At 38.3% G+C, this 18,657-nt stretch carries 21 protein-coding genes and 1 riboswitch; of the genes, 20 read left to right on the top strand and 1 reads right to left on the bottom strand.

Annotated features, from left to right (window positions below; all coding sequences use genetic code 11):
• The first annotated feature begins 52 nt into the window (after positions 1–52).
• The 14 genes from flgM to RE409_RS26105 all read left to right on the top strand — a co-directional run bounded on the left by flgM (position 53) and on the right by RE409_RS26105 (position 10,575).
• Positions 53–316, top strand: coding sequence for a flagellar biosynthesis anti-sigma factor FlgM (gene flgM, locus RE409_RS26170; RefSeq protein WP_201187396.1), 264 nt, complete (start codon positions 53–55; stop codon positions 314–316).
• A 76-nt stretch (positions 317–392) separates the two neighbouring features.
• Positions 393–881, top strand: coding sequence for a flagellar protein FlgN (locus tag RE409_RS26165; protein ID WP_201187394.1), 489 nt, complete (start codon positions 393–395; stop codon positions 879–881).
• Between the two features lie 29 nt (positions 882–910).
• Positions 911–2,470, top strand: a complete 1,560-nt coding sequence (gene flgK, locus RE409_RS26160) for a flagellar hook-associated protein FlgK (RefSeq protein WP_309558287.1) — start codon at positions 911–913, stop codon at positions 2,468–2,470.
• Between the two features lie 15 nt (positions 2,471–2,485).
• Positions 2,486–3,364, top strand: a complete 879-nt coding sequence (flgL, locus tag RE409_RS26155) for a flagellar hook-associated protein FlgL (RefSeq protein ID WP_057215936.1) — start codon at positions 2,486–2,488, stop codon at positions 3,362–3,364.
• A 50-nt stretch (positions 3,365–3,414) separates the two neighbouring features.
• The gene (locus RE409_RS26150) at positions 3,415–3,993 is read left to right on the top strand and encodes a DUF6470 family protein (RefSeq protein ID WP_309558286.1); all 579 of its coding nucleotides are present in this window, start codon (positions 3,415–3,417) and stop codon (positions 3,991–3,993) included.
• Positions 3,994–4,001: 8 nt separating this feature from the next.
• Positions 4,002–4,445: a flagellar assembly protein FliW gene (fliW, locus tag RE409_RS26145; RefSeq protein ID WP_201187386.1), complete on the top strand. Its 444-nt coding sequence runs from the start codon at positions 4,002–4,004 to the stop codon at positions 4,443–4,445.
• Complete coding sequence (csrA, locus tag RE409_RS26140) at positions 4,445–4,678, top strand: carbon storage regulator CsrA (RefSeq protein ID WP_056524408.1); 234 nt, start codon at positions 4,445–4,447, stop codon at positions 4,676–4,678. The genes fliW and csrA overlap by 1 nt, the downstream gene beginning before the upstream one ends.
• Before the next feature lie 137 nt (positions 4,679–4,815).
• Entirely contained in the window at positions 4,816–5,640 is an 825-nt protein-coding gene (locus tag RE409_RS26135) for a flagellin N-terminal helical domain-containing protein (RefSeq protein ID WP_201187384.1), read from the top strand.
• A gap of 325 nt (positions 5,641–5,965) precedes the next feature.
• Positions 5,966–6,328, top strand: coding sequence for a flagellar protein FlaG (flaG, locus tag RE409_RS26130; protein ID WP_309558285.1), 363 nt, complete (start codon positions 5,966–5,968; stop codon positions 6,326–6,328).
• Positions 6,329–6,343: 15 nt separating this feature from the next.
• A complete protein-coding gene (locus RE409_RS26125) occupies positions 6,344–7,858 on the top strand; it encodes a flagellar hook-associated protein 2 (RefSeq protein WP_309558284.1) in 1,515 nt (504 codons plus the stop codon).
• A gap of 26 nt (positions 7,859–7,884) precedes the next feature.
• Positions 7,885–8,286 carry a flagellar export chaperone FliS gene (gene fliS / locus RE409_RS26120; RefSeq protein WP_116821167.1) on the top strand — a complete coding sequence of 134 codons (402 nt, stop codon included), beginning with the start codon at positions 7,885–7,887 and terminating at the stop codon, positions 8,284–8,286.
• Positions 8,286–8,627 (top strand): flagellar protein FliT, encoded by a 342-nt coding sequence (locus tag RE409_RS26115; RefSeq protein WP_053348570.1) that lies wholly within the window; start codon positions 8,286–8,288, stop codon positions 8,625–8,627. Before fliS ends, RE409_RS26115 begins: the two co-directional genes overlap by 1 nt.
• 255 nt (positions 8,628–8,882) lie before the next feature.
• On the top strand, positions 8,883–9,440 hold the full coding sequence (gene hpf / locus RE409_RS26110; RefSeq protein ID WP_053348571.1) for a ribosome hibernation-promoting factor, HPF/YfiA family: 558 nt from the start codon (positions 8,883–8,885) through the stop codon (positions 9,438–9,440).
• A gap of 871 nt (positions 9,441–10,311) precedes the next feature.
• A riboswitch (cyclic di-GMP riboswitch) is annotated at positions 10,312–10,398 on the top strand.
• Between the two features lie 36 nt (positions 10,399–10,434).
• On the top strand, positions 10,435–10,575 hold the full coding sequence (locus RE409_RS26105; protein WP_309558283.1) for an anti-repressor SinI family protein: 141 nt from the start codon (positions 10,435–10,437) through the stop codon (positions 10,573–10,575).
• Positions 10,576–10,724: 149 nt separating this feature from the next.
• Here RE409_RS26105 and RE409_RS26100 read toward each other — a convergent pair whose 3' ends face one another.
• Positions 10,725–11,048, bottom strand: coding sequence for a helix-turn-helix domain-containing protein (locus RE409_RS26100; RefSeq protein ID WP_201222652.1), 324 nt, complete (start codon positions 11,046–11,048; stop codon positions 10,725–10,727).
• Positions 11,049–11,488: 440 nt separating this feature from the next.
• On the opposite strand from RE409_RS26100, the gene secA reads away from it, so the two are divergent.
• The 6 genes from secA to ftsX all read left to right on the top strand — a co-directional run bounded on the left by secA (position 11,489) and on the right by ftsX (position 18,552).
• Positions 11,489–14,002, top strand: coding sequence for a preprotein translocase subunit SecA (gene secA / locus RE409_RS26095; protein WP_201187380.1), 2,514 nt, complete (start codon positions 11,489–11,491; stop codon positions 14,000–14,002).
• Positions 14,003–14,150: 148 nt separating this feature from the next.
• A protein-coding gene (gene prfB, locus RE409_RS26090) for a peptide chain release factor 2 (RefSeq protein WP_235569524.1) occupies positions 14,151–15,249 on the top strand; the annotation gives its coding sequence in 2 pieces (ribosomal slippage) (positions 14,151–14,213 and positions 14,215–15,249; 1,098 coding nt in all).
• 231 nt (positions 15,250–15,480) lie between these two features.
• Complete coding sequence (locus RE409_RS26085; RefSeq protein WP_376106588.1) at positions 15,481–16,296, top strand: YitT family protein; 816 nt, start codon at positions 15,481–15,483, stop codon at positions 16,294–16,296.
• A 49-nt stretch (positions 16,297–16,345) separates the two neighbouring features.
• A complete protein-coding gene (gene cccB / locus RE409_RS26080; protein ID WP_201187379.1) occupies positions 16,346–16,687 on the top strand; it encodes a cytochrome c551 in 342 nt (113 codons plus the stop codon).
• A gap of 295 nt (positions 16,688–16,982) precedes the next feature.
• A complete protein-coding gene (ftsE, locus tag RE409_RS26075) occupies positions 16,983–17,669 on the top strand; it encodes a cell division ATP-binding protein FtsE (protein WP_201187377.1) in 687 nt (228 codons plus the stop codon).
• On the top strand, positions 17,659–18,552 hold the full coding sequence (gene ftsX / locus RE409_RS26070) for a permease-like cell division protein FtsX (protein ID WP_201187375.1): 894 nt from the start codon (positions 17,659–17,661) through the stop codon (positions 18,550–18,552). Before ftsE ends, ftsX begins: the two co-directional genes overlap by 11 nt.
• Positions 18,553–18,657 lie beyond the last annotated feature (105 nt).

Raw genomic sequence — 18,657 nt, 5'->3', positions numbered from 1 at the left:
GTTATATATAAGATTAGATAAAGAAAATCGGCCGAAGGAGAGGATCTGGAATATGAAAATCAATAACGTCGGTATGACAGGGATTAACCCGTATAATCTTCAAGCCAATAAAGCGGGGAATGTCAAAGAATCTAAGGTCAATGCCTCAGATAAAGTTGAAATTTCTTCAGCGGCAAAAGAAATGCAGCAATTATCTCCAATTCCTGCTGCAAGACAAGCAAAAGTGGACGAACTGAAAATCCAAGTAGAAAATGGAAATTATAAATTGAATTCACAGGCGACAGCAAAAGGCATTATTGATTTTTATCGAAAATAAATTATTAATAAACGTTTGATTATTGTGAACGGAAACATATTCCGTCCATCATTCATGAGCAGAGGAGGGAGTAAGAATGTCTGCACGAAACATCATCGAGTCGGTTGAAAAATTGATCAAGCTTCATAAAAGCTTCAATCAATTAGCCTTAAGAAAAACAACCATTTTAAAAGCTAGCGACACTGAGGCAATTACCGCCCTGCTGATCGAAGAACAAAAGCATATTAAAGCAATCAGTCAAACGGATAAAGAAAGAGAAGCAGCAGTCGAGGGATTTTTTACAGCAAAAGGAGCAGTGAGACAGACTGCTTCCATCGACACAGTAATGGAATTAACAGAACCAATTGAAACGGCTGCACTAAAACGACTAAAAAAAGAGCTAATCGATGAAGTAGCTAAGCTGAAAGAGCGGAACATTTTAAATCAGCAATTAATCTATCAGTCACTTCAATTCATTAATGTCTCTTTAGATATGCTGAGACCGCAAACCCAGGATATGAACTACGGGAAGTCCGTTAAAAAGCCAACAAAAAGCGGTATAGGCATATTTGATTCGAAAGCATAAGAAACAGAAAAAGATGGGGGTTTGAGCAAATGATTTCAACCTTTATGGGGCTTGAAACAGCTAAACGTGGATTATCGACCTCACAAGGAGCCTTGTATACTACAGGAAATAACGTTGCCAATGCCAATACATTAGGATATTCAAGGCAGCGTGTTAACTTGGTACAGACATCTGGGTTTCCTACCGTCGGATTAAACAGCCCTCGTGTAGCAGGTCAACTCGGGACAGGGGTGGCTGCAGAAACTGTACAGCGAATCCGAGACAGCTTTTTGGACTCGCAATACAGGACTCAAAGTAATAAAATCGGTTTTTACGGGGCGATGAGCGAATCATTGTCTAAAATGGAAGGCATCATGAATGAACCAACCGACAGCGGGTTAGCTGCAATGGTGGGAAAATTCTGGAATTCTCTGCAGGGGTTAACGGCCAACACGGAAAACTCAGGGGCTCGTGAGGTTGTTGCCTCAACAGGCGTTATGGTCGCGGATACCCTTAACTACTACTACAATTCGCTAAAAAGCGTTCAAACGGATATCGGAAATCAAATAAACGTTAAAGCGAACGAAATCAATCTGCTTATTAGCAGTATTGATCAACTTAACCAGCAAATTAGTAAAGTAGAGCCGCATGGGATTATCCCGAATGAACTTTACGATAAACGTGATTTACTTGTAGACAGCCTCTCTCAGCTTGTCAGTATAAACGTAAAAAACGTCATTCCAACTGATTATGGCAAAGCTAGTGATGTAGCAACAGGACTATACAACATTGAATTAATGCAAGAAGACGGTTCTTCTTATGTGCCACCTATCAATCTAGTCAGTGTTAACCAAACTGGGATGCTTGGAACTTCAAAAGTTGAAGTTAGCTATGATAAATCGACAGGTATGGTAGATGGAGTGAAATTTGGTTCGAAAACATTAACGGAGTACAAGTTTTCAGGAGAGCTATCCGGGTTGATTAACAGTTTTGGCTATAAAAAGAGTGATGGTACAATCGGAGGAACCTATCCTGATATGCTGCAGAAGCTGGATAATATGGCAACGGCTTTTGTGAATGAGTTTAATGCTATTCATAAGCAGGGGTATGCGTTAGGAGCTAGTGAAACATCGACATTAAACTTTTTTGAAATTGAACCAGGTAAGAGTGCTGCTGAAAGCATCAAGGTGAATAGTGAGATATTGAAGGACCCTTCATTAATCGCCGCAGGTGGTAATAGTGGAGGAGCTTCTGGGGATAATGAAAATGCTAAACTCTTAGCTGATTTGAAAAAGAAAGCTTTTAGTGATTACTCAACTAAAGACCAAAATTCTAAGGAGTTAACTGGGACCTTTGACACCTATTATTCCGGGATTATTGGGAAATTGGGTGTTGATTCACAAAGTGCTCAAAAGAATCTTTCCAACTCTGTAGTGCTTGCTACATCCGTTAACCAAAATAGAGACTCTGTCAGTTCTGTATCCTTAGATGAAGAGATGACAGATATGATTAGGTTCCAGCAAGCTTACAATGCTTCTGCAAGAATGATGACGATGATGGATGAAATGCTCGATAAAATCATTAACGGAATGGGTACGGTAGGCCGATAATAGGAGTGAGAAAATATGCGAGTGACGCAATCCATGCTAACCAATAATATGTTAAGTAATTTAAGCAGAAGTTACGAAAAAATGGGCAAGTTGCAGGAACAAGTCTCTTCTCAAAAAAAATTCTCTAAACCATCCGATAATCCTGTTGCTGCAATGATGGGAATGGGGTACCGGATCAATCTCAATCAAATCCAGCAGTATACAAGTAACATCTCGGAGGCAACTAACTGGATTGATAGTACAGATGATGCCATTAGTGAAGCAGTTTCCGTTCTGCAAAGGATTCGTGAGTTAACCGTTCAAGGTAGTAATGGAACCTATGATGGAGAACAGTTTGAAAGTGTATCAGAAGAAATTAAGCAATTAAAAGAACATCTCGTAAGTATAGGTGATACCCAGATTGGTGGGAAATATATTTTTAACGGTCAGAATACGAATGTGAAACCATCTTCCGTTAAAGATGGTGATGGGAATATATTGTACGGCACAGGAGCTATTAATCTTGAAGTATTTTCTGGGATTACTATTCAGATTAATACAGACGGATCCAAGCTTTTTGGAGATGCGCTTGCTATTGGCGGCAGCATTGATCAAACGATCGATGCACTTGAAAACGGCGGTGACGTGAGTAGCACACTGGAAGGAATTGACGAAACTATCAATACATTCTTAGCTATGCAAGCTCAGGTTGGTGCCAGGCAGAATCGAATTGAATTGATGACGGACCGCCTAAAGCAGCAGGAAGTTTTTGCTACAGAAATCCTTTCGAAAAATGAGGATGTCGATATCGAAAAGGCGATAATGGATTTAACGACCCAGGAAAGTATTCATAGTGCTGCATTAAGTGTTGGAGCAAGAATCATCCAACCGAGTTTACTAGATTTTCTTCGCTAAGCTATTCCTAAATGGGTAGCTTTTTTTCTATAAGGAGAGGAGCGATAAGGATGCAAATGCCACAAATACAATTGCAGTCTTCCTCAATGAAGATTGGATTGAATATAGACCAACCTGTACAGGAAATTGAACAGAAGGCAGCGGACCAATCAATTGAACAGCCGAGAGCAATCTTAGAAATTCAGATAACCCCAGGGAAGCTAACGATTGATCAAACAAAAGCGAGAGAAGATATGGATTTGAAAAGCCTATCCAAGCGAGTTGAGGAATTTGCACAGCAGGGCTATCAGGATTGGCTGGCAGGTATGGAAAGAAGGTCACAGCAGGGCACGGAGTTGAGACATATTGAAAACGGAGGTAATGCAATCGTGGTTCAGGCGAAGCGAAACAGCAAGGGGCCAGAAAAGCAATTCAATCTCGGCTGGATTCCCTCTCATTTCAGTGTTCAGCTGGACTATCAACCGGCTCAGGTAGAAATAGAAGCAACCCCTCAAAAACCGATCATCGATGTGCAGGTTAATAAGCCAAACCATACATACACGCCAGGTAATGTAGAAGTGGAAGTTTTACAAGAAAATTCGCTGGATATAGATTTCATTAATTTGTTTCCAGATGAGATAGGTGAGTGAAAACATATATGAATAGACAAACAAAATTTCATGGCGAAATAGAGATAGCACAAGAAAACATTTATACATTTGAAAGCGGGATACCAGGGTTTTTAGACGAAAAACAGTTTTGTTTGCTAGCTTTGGAGGAAACACCATTTGTCGTTCTGCAATCTCTAACAACAAAAGAGGTTGCTTTTATTATTTTGAACCCTTTTGATATTTTTCATGATTATGAAGTGAAGCTTTCTGATGAGGTACTATCTACTTTGCAAATAGAAGCAGAAAAGGAGGTTATTACGTTCGTCATTTTAACAATCCACGAACCTTTCAAGAAAACGACCGCTAATCTTCAAGCACCTATCATTTTAAATAGCTCTAAAAAAACAGGAAAGCAGTTTATCATGAATGGAAGTGGCTACATGACTAAGCATCTTCTTATTGAACCTTCAGTAGAACAGGAGGAAAAATAATGCTTGTTCTAACTAGAAAATCTAATGAATCGATCATGATAGGTAATGATATTGAAATTACGGTCTTAGCTATAGAAGGCGAACAGATCAAACTTGGTATCAATGCTCCAAAAAATGTGGAGATTCATCGAAAAGAAATCTATCTATCAATTCAGCAAGAAAATAATGAAGCTACTAAAACAGAAACCAGTATTCTGGAAAATTTATATGAACATTTCAAGAAAAAATCTTAAAATCTCTAAATATGTTTCTACGCACGTCGATATTATACATACAACGATAAGTAGTGAAATAGACGGGAGTCTTATTCACTATTCATCGTAAAAAACCACATGGATGTGGGAACTTAAAACTCAAGGAGGAAACAAAAATGATTATTAATCACAATATCGCAGCTCTAAACACACACCGTCAATTATCAAGTGCAACAAATGCACAATCTAAATCAATGGAGAAACTTGCTTCAGGTCTTCGCATCAACCGTGCAGGTGACGACGCAGCAGGTCTTGCTATTTCTGAAAAAATGCGTGGGCAAATTCGTGGTCTTGACCAAGCTTCTCGTAACGCCCAAGATGGTATCTCTTTAATTCAAACAGCTGAGGGAGGACTTAATGAAGTACATTCTATCCTTCAACGTCAGCGTGAATTAGCAGTTCAAGCATCAAATGACACAAATGTAGATGCAGATCGTAAAGCTTTACAAGATGAATTTGCACAACTTTCTTCAGAAATAGAGCGTATTAAAGACAATACGACTTTCAACACAAAAAAATTGCTGGACGGTTCAGACGCAAACGGTAAAATTCAAGTTGGCGCTGATGCAGGTCAAACAATTGACATCGACCTAACTACTGTAGGTGTTGATTTATCTGCTGCTCACACTGCTGTTGCTGCATTAGATATATCAACTCAAGCAGGTGCTGATGCTGCTGTTACTGCTGTACAGGCTCAAATAGAATCTGTTTCTTCAGGTCGTTCATATCTAGGAGCAGTTCAAAACCGTTTGGAGCATACAATCAATAATCTAAATAATGCTTCAGAAAACTTAACTGCTGCTGAGTCTCGTGTACGTGACGTTGATATGGCAAAAGAAATGATGAACCAAACTAAGAATTCAATTCTTTCTCAAGCAGCTCAAGCAATGTTGGCTCAAGCTAATCAACAACCACAGGGTGTTCTTCAGTTATTACGTTAATTTTTACTCTACAGTTTAGAAAAAAAGGACTCTAGAATTTTTCTAGAGTCTTTTTTCGTTTCTAAGGAAATTAAATTGCTAAAGTATTATTTAATAGTCCATATTAAACTCGCTAAGGTAGAATCCTTTTTCATAGAGAGTTAGTAAAAGAATAATTATCGAAGAATACAGAAAGTCATAGGTATAATCAAAGTTTCCAAGGTTTTAAATAGATGCTTACTAAATAAATCCCGTATATCTTACTTCTTAAGAAATGTTGAAAGCCTAAATATAAAATAGTAATTACCGATATAAAAAATAAAGATAATACATTGGGGGCATTAAGATGCTGGAGAGTTTATCCACGAATATTCTTTCCTCACAACTTAGAACAGCAATTTCAGATGGAATTAGTTCCTACTATCAGAGAGAAATAAATACAGTTACCTATTCAGAACAAAGTGCGGAATCTAATATTGAGCCTTCAAAAGAAAGGGTTCAAGATGTAGTTGATAGTTTAAACACCTTTCTGAATCCAACACATACGGCAGTTCGTTTTGAATATCATGAAAAATTGAATGAGTATTATGTCAAGGTTGTGGATGACGTAACCGATGAAACGATTCGGGAAATCCCACCAAAGAAGCTTTTAGACTTTTATGCAGCGATGACCGAGTTCGTCGGTATTATGGTAGATGAAAAAGTATAGGTAGGTGATGTTACGATGGTAAGAATTAACGGTTTAGCGAGTGGGATGGATATTGACGCGCTTGTTAGCAGTATGATGCAGGCTGCACGTGTTCCTTTGGATACGCTAGAACAAAAGAAACAAAATGCTGAATGGCAGCGAGATGATTATCGTGAGATCAATAAGTTATTGTTGGAACTGGATACCCTTATTAAAGATGGAGTGGGGATGCAAAAATCCTTTATTAAGAAAACAGTGTCAGTTTCTGATCCTAATGCAATCTCAGTAAAGAATATCAATTCAACGGTTGATTTTTCTGGGACTTTGACAGTAGGAAAATTAGCTTCAGCAGCAACTATGCTCAGTAATGGGGCAGTGGGAGTTGAAAAAGCAACAGATATCATTCCTGAAGCGTATATAGGACAGGAAATAAAAATTGAAACGATTAATAAGGACGGTTCTTTAAATACCTTTACAACAAAAATTGAAGATACTGATACGTTAAATAGTTTAATATCAAAAATTAATGCTAATTCAGGTGTTACCGCTTTTTATGATCAGAACACGAAACAGATTTCATTTACGGCGAAAAACACGGGGGCAGTTCCAGATGGATTAACAAGAGAAGATGGAACGAGTGTTACTGCAGAAATTGGTTTGAGTGGTACACTCTTTACGGATCTCCTAAATTTAGATGAAAATAATATAGTTGCTGTTGGAGCGAGTAGAGGAACGGCCGGTCAAAATGCAACCTTAAATTATAACGGTCTGGATATTGAACGTTCCGCCAACACATTCACCATTAACGGTGTTGAAATTACTCTTAAACAGGGGAATACGGGTCCGGTAACCTTTTCGTCTACCTCAGATGTAGACGCAGTTCTAGATACTGTTACCCAATTCGTTGACAAGTACAATGAGATTATCGCTAACATCAAAACGAAGACAGATGAAACAAAGTACCGTGAATACCAACCGTTGACCACGGCACAAAGGAAAGACATGACTGAGGATGAAATTAAACTGTGGGAAACGAAGGCAAAGAGTGGGACACTTCGGGGAGATTCTATGTTGACGGGTCTCCTTACGAAAATGCGGACCTCGCTATATACCTCTGTTGGTGGAAGCAACTCCGTCAACTCATTAAGTGAAATTGGAATAACTACTACAAGTAACTATCTTGAAGGTGGTAAGTTAACCATTAACGAAGAAAAACTGCGTGCTGCTATTTCAGAGGATCCAAACAAAATTTATGATTTGTTTATGAAATCAGGAGAAACAACTGGTGAAATGGGATTGGCCAAAAGGTTGAGGGCTGATATCAAAGCGACGATGACTAATATCCAAGATAAAGCAGGTAAAGCGACTTCTGTTAATAATTCAAGTTTCACGATTGGAAAACTCTTAAATAGCTACAATACGAAAATAGATAGTTGGCAAGACAAGCTTAAGGCTTTAGAAACCCGCTATTATAATCAATTCACAGCCATGGAGAAAGCGATTTCGAAAGCGAATAGTCAAAGCAGCAGCCTATCTCAGTATTTCAGCTAAGCAATTTTAGAAAGGAAGTTTGAATGATGGCAATCAATAATCCCTACCAATCTTATCAACAAAATTCGGTGAATACTGCCTCTCCAGGTGAACTTACGTTAATGCTTTATAATGGATGCCTTAAGTTTATTACATTGGGCAAAAAAGCAATTGCGGAAAAAAACTTTCAAGAAAAAAACACGAATTTAATTAAAGCGCAAAAAATCATTCAGGAGCTAATGGTCACATTAAAAATGGATTTGGCTATATCCAAGGAATTAATGTCCCTTTATGATTATTTGAATCGACGCTTGATTGAAGCCAACATTAAAAGTGATCTGGATATTTTAGAAGAGGTTGAAGGGTTTGTCATGGAATTTCGCGATACATGGAAGGAAGCTATTCAGTTGAACCGCCAGAAGCAATTTGCCAATAGTGGTCAAGCATAATGGGAGCTATTCAACATTTTTATGAGGCAACGAACCAATTACTTTCGACGTTGGAAAATGAGCAGGATCGGGACCGGAAAATTGAAAAGGTTGAGGCCTTGCTTGAGGAGCGGGAGAAGTTGATGGCAGGGATTCAACCGCCTTTTTCTGATTCTGAACAGGATTTAGGGAAGAAGTTAATCGAACTCAACGAAAAAGTTTCACAACTTCTAGAAGAACAAAAAGTAGAAATCCAACGCGATATTAAACAGCTAAGTCTCAAAAAAGAATCTACTAATAAATATGTGAACCCTTATCAATCATTATCCACAGATGGCGTGTTCTACGATAAAAGAAATTAGATATTAATCAGCCGTTTTAATTGCAAACAGTTTTAATGTTAATTGTTTTTAAATTTTCTGTAAATATTAAGGGCTTAATTTTTTCTTTATAGCTTTGTATTTGTTATAATAAAGCTAGGGCAGACATCAACCCTTTCCTAACCTTCCGACAATTGTTTCATAATCTCGACATATTTCATGATGTGTTTCTAAAGGAAACCGGAGGGGTATTGTAGAATCTAACTGTATAGTCTTAATTTAAGGAGGACTCACTTTATGAATTACAACGTACGCGGTGAAAACATTGAGGTAACTCCAGCAATTCGAGAATACGTCGAAAAGAAAATTGGCAAGTTAGAACGATATTTTAACAATACACCAGATGCAAATGTGTTAGTGAATTTGAAAGTTAACAATAATACATCCAAGGTCGAAGTGACGATTCCTATGCAGAATTTGGTTCTTCGCGCTGAAGAGGAAAATGCGGATATGTATGCTGCTATTGACTTGATTAATGACAAGCTTGAACGCCAAATTCGTAAACATAAAACGAAAGTCAATCGTAAATTCCGTAACAACTTATCTACAACTCCTGAGGCGTTCGCCTTTAATACGGAAATTGATGAAGTGGTGGATGAATTTGAAGATGATACTGATATTGAAGTAGTCCGCAATAAGCGCTTTGATTTGAAGCCAATGGATAGTGAAGAAGCGATTCTGCAAATGAATATGCTTGGTCACAGTTTCTTCGTTTACACCAATGCGGATACAAATACAACGAACGTTGTGTACCGTCGTAAAGATGGGCGCTACGGATTAATTGAACCTAGTTAATATGAATCTATAAACAAAAGCACAACCCAGACTATGGGTTGTGCTTTTTAAATTTTACTCCATCTATTGCAATGTTCATTTGGGCTAAGGAGTTCTATAAGCTCTGGAAAAATAACCACCGATTTCAACCATAGAAGTCAATGGTTGTTTATATTTCCTTCCTTTTTCCTTAATGATCTTTCGGCAATTTGATAAGTGTTTTGATAATGTGATAATAAGTAAAATCCATCTGTTGAAAACAAGGTATCAAATAGTATCGATTAATTGGTTGGCTCCTGGGAATTTCATTGTTCTCTAAAAAACACAATGAAGTATGGAATGTATTGTATTTTCTTTAAAAAGAACATTTTCCGTTCTTTAATAAGATAAATAGGTACTTATACCTATTTAAATAACCCCTCCTATTGCACTATACTCAGATTAAAGTTCTTTAAAAAGAACAATAATTTATTTATATAAAATGATTTGATTATGGTGCAGAGGAGTTGGATTTTTGTATCAGAAAAATTGCTATACATGTCATAGAGCGTCTTTTAGCAGTGCAGAATATGGAGGTTGGCTTTGTCCGACCTGCGGTGAGGACTTGTCTGCGCAAAAAGCCTTTGATGCACTTATTATGGAAAGAATTAATATGCCCCATCGTTTGAATAAGAAGGGCAATGTTTATAATTTTATAAAAAAACGAACGTGAATCATTTGAACCATCTTGTTTTGTACATGAAATAGACAAAAAATATCATGGATTTCTTGATTTTGTAATATTTTGTCGATAAAAAGTTGTGCATTGTGGTAATTTAGCGACATAAAGTAGCAATATTTGGAGCAAATATTCGCTATAATAACTTAATAAATATAGTTTTTGTAATAATTTCCCTGACAAAGGCAAGCTCAGCGAAAGATGAGGGCGCAAAGGCACAGGCCTAAGTTTGCTTAATGCTAAGATGGCTGGTCTGCCTGAAATACATACAAGTAGTATTTTAGGAGGATAAAAGAGGTGGTTAACGTGGAAGTGGATCAAGAATGGGTGAAGTTGATTTCAGAAGCTAGGAAATTGGGTTTTAAGAAAGAAGAAATTAGTGCTTTTTTAAAAAAAGAGAATCTAAATGTGCCACTAGAGCAGAACAATGAAAACTAAGAACCAAAAAGGAATGAAAAAAACATCCCTATAAACAGTTGATTTACAACATAGCTGCTTATAGGGATTATTTTATTTTCTGAAATTCTATCAATACTAGTTTGATAGAGCGGTACTATTTATGTTTGTGAAGATAGTTTAGAATTCATCTATTCTTGCTTATCTTTTCTCCATTTATTAAACTCAATGAACTCTCTGAATTGTTGTTTTGAAACGCCAGAATTCATAGCTTCCTCAACAATTTTCATCCAGTCAGTGTCCAAGGATTCCTTATTTGGTGCATCGTAAAGAAGGGCATCTACAGGAATGTTAAGTACAGAAGAGATTTTTTCGAGAAATTGAATAGAAGGATTCGTTTGTAAGTTACGCTCGAGCGAACTTAAGTATGACTTTGCTACTCCGGCTTTATCGGCTAGTTCAGTCATTGACATTTTCTTTTCTTCTCGCAGTTTTTTTACACGTTCACCAATCAACAATACCACCTCGAAACATGTTCTATTTATCTTCGATTTATAAGTTTTAAACCCACATAAAATCACAGGAATAGGAAGCCTGAAAAGCTAGATTGCTTCAACTGACTATCAGTCATAGAGGGACCAAAAATTTCTATTGATAGAAGGTTGTGCTTACTTCGCATTTTCGTTTGTCTTGTTAAGGACTCATGTGAAAAGTGGGGAGTGTGTAATGTACTTTTGCTACTTCCCTCTATTTTAACAGTTTTACCCCTCTTTTATCCAATGTTTTTCGTAAGAACTGAATTCAGGTCCATAGACATAGAGTGACATGAAGTTGTACCTCTAGAATAGAAGTGTTAAAATTAAGCTTGGATTAGTATTAACAGAAGGTGTGTTTCTTCTTACTTATATGAATGTGTTATTGAATGATCATTACCATAATAGAGGAGCGTTATTGAATGCTTAATATATTAAATAAAGTTTTTGATCCGAATAAGCGAGAAATTAAGCGTCTGGAAAAAGTCGCTGATCAGGTCGAAGCGCTGGCTGATGAGACAGCTGCGTTATCGGATGAGCAGTTGCGCGCCAAAACAGAGGAGTTTAAGGAGCGTTATCAAAACGGGGAAACCGTGGATGATTTGCTTGTTGAAGCTTTTGCGGTTGCGCGTGAAGGGGCAAAACGAGCTCTTGGTTTGTATCCTTACCGTGTTCAAATCATGGGTGGGGCATCACTTCATGATGGAAACATCTCTGAGATGAAAACGGGGGAAGGTAAAACATTAACATCAACCATGCCGGTTTATTTAAATGCGCTTACTGGTAAAGGTGTGCATGTCGTGACTGTCAATGAATACTTGGCGCACCGTGATGCAACTGAGATGGGTGTATTGTATGATTTCCTGGGTTTGACTGTTGGGTTGAATTTGAACAGTCATTCTAAAGAAGAAAAACAAGCTGCCTACAATGCTGACATTACTTATAGCACGAATAATGAGCTAGGCTTTGATTACTTGCGTGACAATATGGTTTTGTATAAAGAACAAATGGTACAGCGCCCGTTGCATTTTGCTGTCATCGATGAAGTCGATTCGATTTTGATTGATGAAGCGAGAACGCCATTGATTATTTCTGGTTCAGCGCAAAAATCGGCACAGCTTTACATCCAAGCAAATGCGTTTGTGAGGACGTTACAAAAAGAAACGGACTATACGTATGATGAAAAAACAAAAGGTGTTCAGCTGACCGAAGAAGGTATGAACCGTGCTGAAAGAGCATTTAATATCGATAACTTGTTCGATATCAACCATGTTACCTTAAACCATCATATTAATCAGGCTCTGAAGGCGCATGTTTCCATGCATTTGGATGTGGATTATGTTGTTCAAGATGGCGAGATTGTCATCGTCGATCAATTCACTGGCCGTTTAATGAAGGGCCGTCGTTATAGTGAAGGTCTTCATCAGGCAATTGAAGCAAAAGAGGGCCTTGAAATTCAAAATGAAAGCATGACTCTTGCAACCATCACGTTCCAAAACTATTTCCGGATGTACGAAAAACTTTCTGGTATGACAGGTACAGCTAAGACAGAGGAAGAGGAATTTCGGAATATCTATAATATGAATGTTATTGCGATTCCAACAAACCGGAATATTGTTCGTGATGACCGCGCCGATCTTATTTACGCGTCAACGGATGGGAAATTCCGCGCTGTTGTGGAAGACATCGCTGAGCGTTATACAAAAGGACAGCCAGTGCTTGTTGGTACTGTTGCCATTGAAACGTCTGAAGTCATTTCTGCGTATTTATCCAAAAAAGGTATACCTCATGATGTTTTGAATGCAAAGAATCATGAGCGTGAAGCAGAAATCATTGCGAATGCAGGTAATCAAGGTTCAGTTACAATCGCTACTAACATGGCTGGCCGTGGTACGGATATCAAGCTTGGCGAAGGTGTCAAAGAACTTGGCGGCCTTGCTGTTATCGGTACGGAGCGTCATGAAAGTCGAAGGATAGATAACCAGTTGCGTGGTCGTTCCGGTCGTCAGGGAGATCCTGGGGTTACTCAATTCTATTTATCAATGGAAGATGAACTGATGCGACGCTTCGGTTCGGATAATATGAAAAGTATGATGGCACGTCTTGGTATGGATGATTCACAGCCAATTCAAAGTAAAATGGTGACGAGAGCCGTTGAATCTGCTCAGAAACGAGTGGAAGGGAATAACTTTGATTCGCGTAAACAATTGCTGCAGTATGACGATGTCCTACGTCAACAACGGGAAATCATCTATAAACAGCGTTTTGATGTGATGGAAAGTGAAAACTTACGTGAAATTGTTGAGACGATGATTGAGGCATCCATTCAGCGCAATGTTGCTGCGTTTGCCCCAATGGGTGATGAAGAAGGCTGGAACTTACAAGGTCTTGTCGATTACTTGAATGGTAACCTATTCAATGAAGGTTCAATCACAATAGAAGATTTAGAAGGAAAAAATGAATCGGAATTGGTTGAATTTATTTTAGATAAAGTGAAAGAAGACTATGATCAAAAAGAAGCAGAGCTTTCAGAAGATCAAATGCGAGAGTTTGAAAAGGTTATCGTTCTTCGTGCGGTGGATAGCAAATGGATGGACCATATCGATGCTATGGAACAATTGCGTCAAGGGATTCACCTTCGTGCTTATGGTCAAATTGACCCACTTCGTGAATACCAATCAGAAGGTTTCGCAATGTTTGAAGCCATGATTGCCTCCATGGAAGATGAAGTCGCTAAATACATTATGAAAGCTGAAATTCGCAACAATTTAGAGCGGAAAGAAGTCATAAAAGGACAAGCGGTCAATCCGAAGGAAGAAGATGGAGGAAAAGTGAAGAAGGCTCCAGCTCGTAAAAAGGATGAAGTCGGGCGAAATGCCTTATGTCCATGTGGCAGCGGCAAAAAATATAAGAATTGCCATGGTAATTTAGCCTAAAGTTAGGTGTATAATGATAAGAGAGACGGTGTAAGAACTTGCCGCCTCTTTTCATGTTTAGTTTGCGTATAGTTTGAAGATGTTTATTGGTACTGAAACACATCCCTGTACAGGGGTTTTTTTAACATACTTAATGAGGTGAAGAGAAATGGAATTAGCAGAAATTAGAAATGAACTTGAACGAACCGCACAACGATTAACAGACTTTAGGGGGTCTCTTTGACTTAGATGAAAAAGAGGCACGAATCGCACAACTAGAAAATGAGATGACACACCCTGATTTTTGGAATGATCAGTCAAAAGCACAGACTGTCATCAATGAAACGAATGCATTGAAAGATCAAGTCAATCAATTGTCCGATTTGAATGATGCATATGAAAATCTGGATTTGACGTATGAATTAGTGAAAGAAGAAAGCGATGAAGAACTTCTTGCTGAGTTGGTAGAAGAAATCACGATTCTTTCACAAAAGATGAATGAATTTGAACTTCAACTTTTACTAAGTGAAGAATATGATTCGAAAAATGCAATTCTGGAATTGCATCCTGGTGCAGGTGGAACTGAGTCCCAAGATTGGGGTTCAATGTTGCTTCGTATGTATACAAGATGGGGTGAAAAAAGGGGCTTTAAAGTAGAAACCCTTGATTACCTTCCAGGTGATGAAGCTGGAATCAAGAGTGTCACGCTTCTGTTTAAGGGCCATAACGCATATGGTTATTTGAAAGCAGAAAAAGGTGTTCACCGTCTAGTTCGAATTTCTCCTTTCGATTCATCAGGGCGCCGTCATACTTCATTCGTTTCTTGCGAAGTTATGCCTGAATTCGACGAGACGATTAATATAGAAATTCGTACGGAAGATCTGAAGGTTGATACGTACCGGGCAAGTGGGGCAGGTGGTCAGCATATCAATACAACTGACTCAGCCGTAAGGATTACGCATTTACCTACAAATACTGTGGTAACGTGCCAAAACGAGAGATCGCAAATCAAAAACAAGGCTCAAGCCATGAATATGCTGAAAGCCAAATTATATCAACTTGAAATTGAACAACAGCAAGCCGATTTGGATGAAATTCGCGGAGAGCAAAAGGAAATTGGCTGGGGAAGCCAAATTCGTTCTTACGTCTTCCATCCCTACTCCATGGTAAAAGACCACCGTACTAGTGCGGAGACAGGAAACTTGGGAGCTGTCATGGACGGAGATATCGATATGTTCATTGATGCTTATTTACGTTCAAAATTATAAGAAGTAAAAGTCGGGCCGGATTTTCTGGTTCGGCTTTTTTTATGATTACGTATACATGGAAGTTCAATTTACTACCACTGTAAAAGTCATTTGGCTGACTTTTACAGGATCTTATAGGGGATGCAATACAACGTTCGGCCAATACTAGATAAAAAATGATGGTTTTTTAGGAGACAATATAGAATGAGAAAAAGATACCGGGAGCAGAAGCACCCTTTGATACAAAAGTTAATGGAGTATGGGTTGGTAATTGTCGGTTCGGCTATTATTGCAATTGGTTTTAATGTATTCTTGCTTCCCAACCAAATTGCTTCAGGCGGAGTCAGCGGAATTAGTACGATTCTCGATTCTACGCTCGGTTGGGAGCCAGCCTATGTTCTGTGGGGATGTAATATTCCCTTATTTATTGCTGGACTTATTATACTTGGACGGCATTTTGGTGCCAAGAGTCTGATTGGAACCTTGTTCTTACCGCTTGTTGTTTTCCTTACAAAGGATTGGGAGCCATGGACGAATGATGCTTTGCTTGGTTCAATATGTGGGGGAATTATGGTGGGCCTTGGGTTAGGAATTGTTTTCCGCGGGAAGGGTTCCACAGGGGGAACGGATTTAGCGGCGCAGATTATTCATAAGTATACCCATATGTCATTAGGGACATGTGTAGCTGTGATTGATGGAATCATTGTCTTAAGCGCTGCGATTGTCTTTGATATTGAAAAAGGGCTTTATGCGTTAATAGGTTTATATGTGACAAGCAAGACGATTGATCTCGTTCAGGTTGGGTTGAATCGTTCTAAGATGGCATTAATTATCATGAATAATGAAATGGAAGTAAGGAATGCTATCTTACATGAGCTAGACCGGGGAGTAACACGAATTTCCGGGTATGGCGGCTATACGGATGATACTCGTCCAATATTGATGTGTGTAATAGACCAGTCGGAATTCACTAAATTGAAACAATTGGTTAAACTTGTTGACCCTAAAGCGTTTGTGATCGTAATGGATGCATCGGAAGTACTTGGGGAGGGTTTTAAACTAGATTAAAATTGGTATAATATTTCTGTACTGGTATAAATCAGAGGGGGTAAATTCTATGAAAAAGAAATGGTTAGCCTTATTAATGGGTACGTCTCTCGCCTTGGCTGCATGCGGAGGAAACAATGATAATGCAGATAATGAGCCAGCAAGTGATAAGAACGAAACTACAACCGTAGATGCAGGAGATGCAGCGAAAATTTATGAAAACAAATGCTCAAGCTGTCATGCAGTAAATCTTGAAGGTGGCGTAGGACCGAATTTAACGAAAGTTGGTTCGAGATTATCAAAAGAAGAAATCGAGCAAGTCATTGCAAAGGGTCAAGGAGCAATGCCAAAAGGTATAATTCAGGGAACCGAAGCGAGCAAAGTTGCTGAATGGCTTGCTGAACATAAATAACGACTATAGAAACGTTCTGCATACAGCGGGGCGTTTCATTTATCCTCCTTTTAAATCCACAGAAAACCCACATCTAATCCCTAATCAAGAAAACTAATCCTAGAATTATTACGTAGATGTTGATAATCTTTCTCACTGAAATGAAACTGTAATATTTTTATTCTTAATTTGACAAAATTAGATGTTATAATGTTTCTGTGCTCTAGTAAGAAAGATTCCTGTCAGATTCCAGTGAAAATTGTCGAAAAAGCTTAGTTACATAGATATAAAAACAAGCAAATTAGGTGGTTTTAGAATGATAGAAATGATAGATGTGAAAAAGACCTATCCTAATGGCGTAATTGCCATTAATGGACTCAATGTAAAAATAAAACCAGGCGAATTCGTTTATGTAGTAGGACCCAGCGGTGCCGGTAAATCGACCTTCATCAAAATGATGTATCGGGAAGAAAAGCCGACAAGTGGTAATATCTTGGTAAATGGTGTCAGCCTTCCAAGTATCCGCAATTCGAAAGTTCCTCTATTCCGCCGTAATATCGGTATGGTATTCCAAGATTTCAAACTCCTTCAAACCTTCACAGTTTATGAAAATGTTGCATTTGCGATGGAAGTTATCGAAAAAGAACCAGAAGAAATTAAAATGAGAGTCATGGAAGTTCTTGATCTAGTAGGGATTAAACATAAAGCTAGAATGCTACCTTCTGAACTATCTGGTGGAGAACAGCAGAGGGTTGCGATTGCACGTTCGATCGTCAATGACCCTAAGGTGGTTATCGCCGATGAACCTACAGGGAATCTAGATCCTGAAACATCATGGGAAATTATGAACATATTTGAAGAAATTAATAATCGTGGAACAACACTCGTCATGGCCACACATAATAGGGACATCGTTAACAATATTAAACGACGTGTCATTGCCATTGAAAGTGGAAAAATAGTTCGAGACGAACATCGAGGTGATTACGGATATGAAATTTAGAACATTACTCCGTCACTTCCGTGAAAGTTTTAAAAATATTGGCCGTAATGGTTGGATGACGTTTGCATCAGTCAGTGCAGTAACAGTCACTCTAACATTGGTTGGCGTTTTTTTAGTGCTCATGATGAATTTAAATCATATCGCGGGAAATGTGGAGAAGGATGTCGAAGTTCGTGCACATATTGATAATGCTGCGAATGATGACGATATAAAAGCAATCGGTAAGAAAATTACAGAGATGAGCGGCATCGAAACAGTCATATTCTCTCCAAAAGATGAAGAGCTCACCAATTTAATAGATGATTTAGGCGATAATGGTGATGCCTTCAAACCATTTGAACAGGACAACCCATTAAGGGACGTTTACATTATCAAAACGAAATCTCCGCAAGATGTCATCAAGGTGGCAAAAAAAATTGAAGGTTTTGAATATATCCAGAGTGTTAAATATGGACAAGGCTACGTCGAGAAACTATTCAGTTTCGTGAATATAGCCAGAAATATAGGAATCGTTCTTATTGTAGGTTTGCTTTTTACTGCGATGTTCCTTATTTCGAATACTATTAAAATTACAATTGTAGCTAGAAGAAAAGAAATTGAGATTATGAGATTAGTAGGAGCAACAAATAACTTTATCCGTTGGCCATTTTTCTTAGAGGGACTCTGGTTGGGAATTCTCGGTTCAATCGTGCCAATTGGTCTGATTTCAGTACTCTATTACAATATTTATAAATATGCAGCACCACAGATTACGTTTAAATTCATAGATTTTCTACCTGCAAGCCCGTTTATTTATCAAGTTTCGGCCATTCTTATTGCAATAGGCGCCGTTATCGGGATATGGGGCAGCTTGATGTCCGTTAGGAAGTTCTTAAAAGTATAAAAATGTATCTTCACACCTTCTTTTACACTCGAATGTCAAAAGAAGCCTAGTACAAATAGAGAGACGTTACAAGGCGTTAGATGTGACGGGATTGAAAGGGGAAAT

The sequence above is a fragment of the Peribacillus sp. R9-11 genome (assembly GCF_031345095.1).
GTDB lineage: Bacteria > Bacillota > Bacilli > Bacillales > DSM-1321 > Peribacillus > Peribacillus butanolivorans.
Note: the sequence above shows the minus strand (reverse complement) of the source record. Positions and strands in the feature narration are given on the sequence as shown.